General features: G+C 67.4%; 7 protein-coding genes. 2 read left to right on the forward strand and 5 right to left on the reverse strand.

The window, feature by feature from the left end; all coding sequences use genetic code 11:
* Positions 1-29 precede the first annotated feature (29 nt).
* Both ALA01S_RS08440 and ALA01S_RS08445 read left to right on the forward strand, forming a co-directional pair.
* The gene (locus tag ALA01S_RS08440) at positions 30-1,868 is read left to right on the forward strand and encodes a site-specific integrase (RefSeq protein ID WP_066334682.1); all 1,839 of its coding nucleotides are present in this window, start codon (positions 30-32) and stop codon (positions 1,866-1,868) included.
* Positions 1,865-2,308: a hypothetical protein gene (locus tag ALA01S_RS08445; protein ID WP_066334685.1), complete on the forward strand. Its 444-nt coding sequence runs from the start codon at positions 1,865-1,867 to the stop codon at positions 2,306-2,308. The genes ALA01S_RS08440 and ALA01S_RS08445 overlap by 4 nt, the downstream gene beginning before the upstream one ends.
* Positions 2,309-2,356: 48 nt before the next feature.
* Here the strand turns inward: ALA01S_RS08445 and ALA01S_RS08450 are convergent, their stop codons facing one another.
* The 5 genes from ALA01S_RS08450 to ALA01S_RS08470 all read right to left on the reverse strand — a co-directional run.
* Complete coding sequence (locus tag ALA01S_RS08450; RefSeq protein WP_066334687.1) at positions 2,357-3,427, reverse strand: porin; 1,071 nt, start codon at positions 3,425-3,427, stop codon at positions 2,357-2,359.
* Positions 3,428-3,642: 215 nt separating this feature from the next.
* On the reverse strand, positions 3,643-4,563 hold the full coding sequence (locus tag ALA01S_RS08455) for an SMP-30/gluconolactonase/LRE family protein (RefSeq protein ID WP_066334688.1): 921 nt from the start codon (positions 4,561-4,563) through the stop codon (positions 3,643-3,645).
* Positions 4,564-4,569: 6 nt separating this feature from the next.
* A complete protein-coding gene (locus ALA01S_RS08460; RefSeq protein WP_084267349.1) occupies positions 4,570-5,538 on the reverse strand; it encodes a Bug family tripartite tricarboxylate transporter substrate binding protein in 969 nt (322 codons plus the stop codon).
* 79 nt (positions 5,539-5,617) lie between these two features.
* A complete protein-coding gene (locus ALA01S_RS08465; RefSeq protein WP_066334690.1) occupies positions 5,618-6,604 on the reverse strand; it encodes a Bug family tripartite tricarboxylate transporter substrate binding protein in 987 nt (328 codons plus the stop codon).
* A gap of 24 nt (positions 6,605-6,628) precedes the next feature.
* The coding region (locus ALA01S_RS08470; protein ID WP_169805878.1) for a CoA transferase at positions 6,629-7,178 on the reverse strand (550 nt) is incomplete at its 5' end.

Consider the following 7,178-nt stretch of genomic DNA (forward strand, 5'->3'; position numbering starts at 1 on the left):
TACGGCCCCGGGCTTTCGAGCTGCTGGCCATGCAGCCCGTCAGCGTGGCGGGCCTGTCGCAGGCTGAACGCGACCGCATCGTCGTGACCGCTGTGGCCGACGGGCAGGGCAACGAACACCCGGTGACCCATTTTGGCGACCCGGTGTGGGATCTGACGGTCGAGGCGCAAGTCACGAACAAGCGGCTGCCGGAATTCCACATCGCCTGGCCCACTGACGTTGCACAAGATCTCGTGAACGATACCAAGGCGGTGCTGTATTGCGCGCTGCGCCGCGGGCGCATCGATGGCCGCCCCTGGTCAGCCAGTGCAGTGGCCTCCACAGGGAGAGAAACCGTTCCCCTGCTGCGCTACTTGTCGCACCAGGGCCTGCGCAACTTCAGCGAGGTCCGTGCCCTGCACCTGTCGGACTATTTGGTGCCGCTGCGCGGCAAGATCAAGCCCTCGACTCTCAGGCGGAGGCTGGATGTCGTTGATATGGTTTGGGGCTTCCCAGACGAGGTGCTGTACCCGCTAACTCAACATCCGTGGGCCGGCAGCACACTGCACCATGTCTGTCACTACGACAACAACGGTGTACGAGAGCCCGCCGGGCGCGCCGCCCGGACACCGGTGATCCCACGCTCCGTGCAACGCATCCTGTTTGCCCATTGCGAGGGTCGCCTCGATGAGGCGCAGGAACTGTTCCAGATGCGGGATGCAGGAAGGCTTGGGCCAACCTCACGCGAGTTGACGGCGATACGGGACGCCGTGTTGTACGTCCTGCAGATCTGCTCTGGAATGCGCAATAGCGAAACGATCGGGGTGTGCGGCGGGTGCTGGCGCACCGAGGTCAGGCAGGGCGTCGCCTTCCACTGGGTCCGCACGAAGGAAATCAAGACCAGGCAGGGCTGGGTGGATTTCCTCGTGCCGCCGCAGGCGCTGCGCGCGCTGGAAATCCTGCAGCGCTACGCACAGCCGCTGCAGCAGCGCCTGGCTGAAGAAGCCCTCTGGTTGGAGAAGCTGCTTCGCCTTGAAGCGACAGAATCAAGTCGTCTGGGCAACGGAATGAATGTCGCCGAGGCCGTGCAGCGACTCAACTATGTCCGCGAGATTGGCCAGTGCCTGTTTCTCAACGTCAGCGGGGTTCGCTCGGACCACCGCGACAGCGGCGGGCGCATCGACGTGATGAAGTCGGACGCCTGCATCGCGCAGTTGAAGGCGCTTGCCCGCGCTGCGGGCACCGACTGGGAACTGACCAACCAGCAGTGTCGCCGCACCTTTGCCTACAACGTTGCCAACTCGCGTCTGGGCCGCATGGGGCTGGTGTTCTTGAAGTGGCAGCTCAAGCACGCATCGCTATCCCTGACGCAGCTCTACGCGTCTAACCCTTGCCAGGACCAGACGCTGTATCGCGAATTGGAGGGCGAGCAGGCACTGGCGCGGGTGGAGCTGATGGAGGGGTGGCTGCAGCCGGACGCTCTTCTTAGCGGCGGGGCAGGAAAGAAGCTAATGCAGACCAGGGCCACGCCTGTCGCAAATCTGGCCGACTTGCTCCAGCATGCGGCCGAGGTGATCGATATCCGCAGTACGGGCCATGCATGGTGCCTGAGCGGCACCCGGGGCTGCCACGGGCAAGGTGTCTATGACCCTTCGATGTGCAGCAGCTGCTCGCAAGCCGTCATCGATCGGGATCAGGCCGACACGTGGCAGCTGATCCACCTGGACAACCTGAGGCTGGCTGCCATCACGGATTGCGGCCCTTCTGTTGCCCAGAAAGCTGAGCGGGCCATCAAGCGTTCCGCGCAGGTGTTGGAGGACCTTGGTGTGCCGCTGCCTTCGCAGCAGCAGGCGCAGCACTACCAAGCGCAGGCAGGGGACGTGCGATGAGTATCCCATCGACCAAGCGCTCAGTCGGCAAGTCGGACTTGCAGCCCCAGCAACGTGCTCGCCCGAAAGGACGGGTCGGGACTGCACAGGAGTTGCAGTACGCGGTGCTGCGCGTGAAGAACAAGGGCCTGAAGATGAGCATCACAGCCGTGGCCATCGAGGCCGGTGTGGCGCCATCACTGATCCACAACACTTACCCCGACATTGCCGAGCAAATCCGCGGCCTTGTAGGACGCACCGCGCGCAGGCAGCGCGATGAAATGCGTACCGATCTGGCGACAGTCCGCCAACGTCTTCGTGACGTCACCGCCGAGCGGGAACAGCTCAAGAGGGAGCTGGCCGTGCTGGCCTCCATGAACCTGACCCTGAGTGACCAAGTAGCCGAGTTGAGGGCAGAGCTCGGCGGCAAGCTCAAGCGGATTGCTACTGGTACGCCTTGAGGGCGTTATCCCGGCTGCCCCACCTGAGCTCGGTCAGCGGTGCTCCAATCAGAAGCGGTGCTGGACGCCAACCATCACGCCGGTTTGCGTGTCGCTGAAGCCCGTGACGCCTTGCGGGCTGACGTCGCGCGTCAGGCCCACCGGCTGGCCATTGCGCGCGCGGGCATGTGCCGTGACGGCGTACAGGTCGGTGCGCTTGGACAGCGCGTACTTGCCACGCAATACCAGCATCTTCGGATCGGCCTCGGTGGTGGCCACGTTGCGCTGGTCCTGGAAGTACAGCGCCGCGGTAACGCCGAGCGCGGGTGTGGCCTGCCAGTTCACGCCGGCCCAGTAGGTGTTGGCGCGCAGGTCCGCGCCGCCTCCGGCGGGCTCTTGCTTGTAATGGCGCGCACCGCCCTTGAGCGCGATGGCGTTGTTGAGCTGCCACCCCACGCCCAGGTGATAGGCCGTCGTCCTGCTCTGGGGCGCTGTGCTCATCGGCGCGTTGACGCGTTCGCCGGTCAGGGCAGCGCTGAAGGGTCCCGCTGCGTAGCCCATGCCCAGGGCATAGCGCCGGCCGGCGCTGCTGTCGCCGGCGACCTCGCCGAAGCCGTAGGAGGCGCCGAGCTTGAAGCCGCCGAAGGTGCCCTGGTACTTCAGGAGGTTGTCGAACGCCGTGGTCATGCCGTAGGCGCTGGAGGCAGCTGCCGAGGTGGCATTGCCGGCCGTGGCCCAGGAGTAGGCCGGTGCATAGCCCATCGGGTCGAAAGGCAGGATGAAGTCGTACGCCGTGGTGTAGGAGCGGCCAGCGATCAGCCGGCCGAAGCTGCCTTCCAGGCCGACATTGGCTTGGCGGCGGAAGAGCTGGGTGTCGTTGGCGCCCGTGTCGACGGAGATGCCGCTTTCGAGCTGGAACAGCGCCTTGAGCCCGCCACCCAGGTCCTCGCTGCCACGCAGGCCCCAGCGCGAGGTGTTCTGGCCCCCCGACGTCAACCGGGTGACGGAGCCGCCCGTGGCACTGGCGTGGTTGACGACTTCCACGCCGGCGTCGACCAGACCGTAGAGCGCGACGTTGGATTGCGCGTGCAAGGTCGTGGCTGCGGGCAGTGCCGCGATCACGATGGCGAGTTTCTTCATCGAAGGCCTCCTCGTTGATGGAATGCTTGTGGGAAAGACGCACCTGTTCAGTGCGGCTGCTGGAGCGGGCGCGGCCTGGGCAGACGCCCGCGGCGCGCGCGCTGGTGATCTGCGGGGAATGGCGGGCCGGGTTGCGCCGAACGCCGACGCGGCCCTGTGGCTTCCCGCCGCAAGGGTGGAGGGCCTTCTCGGCTTTCGCCGATTCAGCTGCAGCACTACCGCTGGGCGAACAGCCGGGCGCCAGGCGAAGGCATCTCGGCGCACAGCACCGTGCCCGTTTCGGAATCGGTCAGTACCAGCTGGGCACTCTCGGGCCGGTAGGCGACGTTGGTGATGGTGTGGCCCGTGGGGCTCTTCACGACGTGGGTGACCTCGCCGCGGGCGTTCATCACGAACGCGCAGCCCAGGCTGGCGTGGGCGACGACGAGACGGTTGTCCGCATCGACGGCCATGCCGTCCGGACCACTCGTGCCGAAGAAGGTGCGAAACGCTCCGACCTTGGAAATGGAACCGTCAGCCAGCAGCGGCCCGCGCCAGACGGCGTTGCCGCGCGTGACGGCCACGAACAGGAAGCGGCCGTCGCGGTCGAGCGCGATGCCGTTGGGGCTGGGCGCGTTGGCGATGAGCAGGTCCAGGCCGCCATCCGTGCGCAGCCGGTAGACACGGCCCGAGGGGTCGTGCAGGCCGCTCTGGCCCTGGTCGGTGAAGTACAGCTGCCCCTGGGCGTCGAAGCACAGGTCGTTGAGTCCCTTGAAGCTCTCCGAGTTGCGGTGGCCCAGCACGGTGTCGACCGAGCCGGTGGCCGGGTCCACGCGCAGCAGGCCGCGCCGGTAGTCGGCCACCCACAGCGAGCCGTCACGATGGATCGCGATGCCGTTGGGCCAACCACCCGTTTCTGCCACGGCTTCCCATTCCAGCGACGACGTCACCCGGACGACGCGTCCGTGCGGAATGTCGGTCAGGTACACGTTGCCGGCGTTGTCGAAGGCCGGGCCTTCGAGGAAGCAGTCCACGACCTGGCCGGGCTTGTTGGCGTCGGCCCATTCGCTGCGCACCGGGCGGCGCAGCGCCTCGGGCATGCGCGTGAGCACGCGAGCCTCGATGACCTGCGGCGGCTGGAAGTCCAGGTTCCACATGGCTGGTCAGTCCGGCTTGACACCGGCGGTGCGGCTCACCTCGGTCCAGGTCTTGGTCTCGCTGCGCACCAGCTGCGCGAAGTCGGACTGGGCGATGCCGCCCGGCTTCGCGCCCATGGCGGCGAAGCGTTCCTTGAGCTTGGCATCCGTCAGCGCCTTGGCCACCTCGGCCTGCAACTTGTCCACGATCTCCTTGGGCGTGCCTTTGGGCGCCGCCAGCCCGAACCAGTTGGTCACCGCGTAGCCCGGCAGACCGATTTCCTTGAAGGTGGGCACGTCGGGCAGCATGGGCAGGCGCTGGTCACCCGTCACGGCCAGCGCGCGCACCTTGCCGCCCTGGACCTGGGGCACGGCGGTGGGGGCCGCGGTGATGAGCAAGTCCACCTGGTTGCCGATCACTCCCAGCATCGCGTCGCCCGCGCCCTTGTAGGGAATGTGCGTGAGGGAGAGCTTGCCCTCGCGCTTCAACACCTCGGCCGACAGGTGCGTGGAGCTGCCGTTGCCGCCGGAGCCGAAGTTGAGCTTGCCGGGATTCTTGCGGGCCTCCTCGATCAGCGCTTGTGCGCTCTTGAACGGCGACGTAGCGGAGACGACCAGCACCACGGGCGTGGTCGCCAGCGTCGTCACGGGCACCAGGTCGTTGGCATGGTCCCAGGGCAGCTTGGCAAACAGCGCCGGCAGCATGGCGTAGGTGGTGTCATTGACCAGGAAGGTGCTGCCGTCGGGCGCGCTCTTGGCCACCTGCCCTGAAGCGATGGTGCCGGAGGCGCCGGCCTTGTTCTCGACGAAAAAGCTCTTGCCGGTCTGCTGCGTCAGCTTCTCGGCAATCATGCGGGCCGCGAAATCCGTGGTGCCGCCCGGTGCGTAGGGCACCACCAGCCGTGCCGGTTTGTCGGGCCAGCTTTGGGCCGCGACGCCGAAGTGCAGCAGCGACAGGCCGAGGCCGGCGCACAGCGCCTTGATGGTGAGTTTCATGATGGATGTCTGTAGTGGGATCGGTCGCCTGACTTGTGCAGGCTTGGGTGGTGAGGCCGCTACCTGATGCGGCCGGGCCTTACTCGGGTTTCACGCCTGCCGAGCGGACCACGTCGCCCCAGCGGGCGTGCTCGGTCTTGAGGAACTGCGCCAACTGCTGGGGCGTTCCCGTCATGGGAGCGCTGCCCTCGGCCTGCAGCTTGGCCCCCGTCTCGGGCTTGGCCAGCGCCGCCTCCACGGCGCCGTGCATGGTCTTGACGACGTCGGCCGGCATCCCGGCAGGGCCGACCAGCACCTTCCAGTCCACGGCCTCGAAGCCGGGATAGCCGGCTTCGGCGACGGTGGGCACGTCGCCCAGGATGGGCAACCGCTTGGTCGAGGTCACGGCCAAGGCCCTGAGCTTGCCGCTCTTGATCTGCGGCAGAGCGGCCTGGGGCGTGGGCAACATGAAGTCGGTCAGGTTGGCGATCAGGTCGTTGATTGCCGGCGCCGCGCCCTTGTAGGGCACATGGGTGGCTTGATAGCCGGCGCGTTTGGACAGCAGCTCGCCGGCCAGGTGGCCCACCGTGCCATTGGCGGCGGACGCCATCGTCAGCGCGCCGGGCTTGGCCTTGGCCGCCTTCACGAGGTCGGCCAGCGTCTTGTAGGGCGAGCTGGCATTCACGACCAGCACCACCGGCTGCTGCGCCACGAACGCGATAGGCGTGAAGGCCTTGAGCGCGTCGTAGGGCATCTTCGGGTAGAGCGTCGGGTTGATGGCCAGGTTGGAGGTCTGTCCCATCCCGACCGTGTAGCCGTCCGGCTTGGCTTTGGCCACGGCGTCCATGCCGATGTTGCCGCCGGCACCGGGCTTGTTGTCGACGACGACGTTCCAGCCGTTGCCGCTGGTGATGCGCTCGGCCACCAGGCGCGCGACCACGTCGGTGGCGCCCGCGGGCGGGTAAGGCACCACGAGCCGGATCGGCTGGGTCGGCCAGGCCTGAGCCTGGACGATGCCCGCGGCAGCGAGGCCCGTGATCAAGACAAGCGCCTTCACGGCGGCGCGGCGGTTGGCGTAGGACTGCATGGGTGTCTCCGGGTAGTGGCTCGTTCAGGCGTTGGCCTGCTCGGCAGGGGCATGCGCTGCTTGCGCGTGGGCGCCGATCACGTCGGCAGCACGCAGCGCCTGGATTTCGTCGCTGCCATAGCCCAGTTGGCGCAACAGGGCGTCGGTGTGCTCGCCCAGCGCCGGCGGCGCGGCGCGCAGCGGCAGGCGCTGGCCGTCCAGCGTCAAGGGCAGCAGTGGTGTGCGCGTATCGACGGCCCGGCCCGCGCCAGAGGCGTCAGACGGCAGCGACACCGGCGCCAGGCCGCCCGTGGCGAGCAGGTGCGCGTCGTCGAACAGGTCCTGCGGCCGCGTGATGGGGGCATAGGGCAGCCCGATCTTCTCGAAGCGCGCCCCCAGCTCGGCCGCGCTGTACCGCGCGAACTGGTCACGCAGCACCGGCAACATCCACTCGCGGGCGCGCACGCGGTCGTTGTTGGTGGCCAGGCGCGGGTCGGCCAGCAGCGGCTCCATGCCGAACTCTCGACACATCAGCGCCCACTGCGTGTCGCTCACCGCGGCCAGGAAGACCTGCTCGCCATCCTTGACCGTGAAC

Source organism: Azohydromonas lata NBRC 102462 (genome assembly GCF_001571085.1).
Lineage (GTDB): Bacteria > Pseudomonadota > Gammaproteobacteria > Burkholderiales > Burkholderiaceae_C > Azohydromonas > Azohydromonas lata.

What these genes read in the sequence shown, in the direction of transcription:
- ALA01S_RS08440 (WP_066334682.1), top strand. Translation starts at nt 30, where the DNA reads ATGCAGCCCGTCAGCGTGGCGGGCCTGTCGCAGGCTGAACGCGACCGC.
- ALA01S_RS08445 (WP_066334685.1), top strand. Translation starts at nt 1,865, where the DNA reads ATGAGTATCCCATCGACCAAGCGCTCAGTCGGCAAGTCGGACTTGCAG.
- ALA01S_RS08450 (WP_066334687.1), bottom strand. Translation starts at nt 3,427, where the DNA reads ATGAAGAAACTCGCCATCGTGATCGCGGCACTGCCCGCAGCCACGACC.
- ALA01S_RS08455 (WP_066334688.1), bottom strand. Translation starts at nt 4,563, where the DNA reads ATGTGGAACCTGGACTTCCAGCCGCCGCAGGTCATCGAGGCTCGCGTG.
- ALA01S_RS08460 (WP_084267349.1), bottom strand. Translation starts at nt 5,538, where the DNA reads ATGAAACTCACCATCAAGGCGCTGTGCGCCGGCCTCGGCCTGTCGCTG.
- ALA01S_RS08465 (WP_066334690.1), bottom strand. Translation starts at nt 6,604, where the DNA reads ATGCAGTCCTACGCCAACCGCCGCGCCGCCGTGAAGGCGCTTGTCTTG.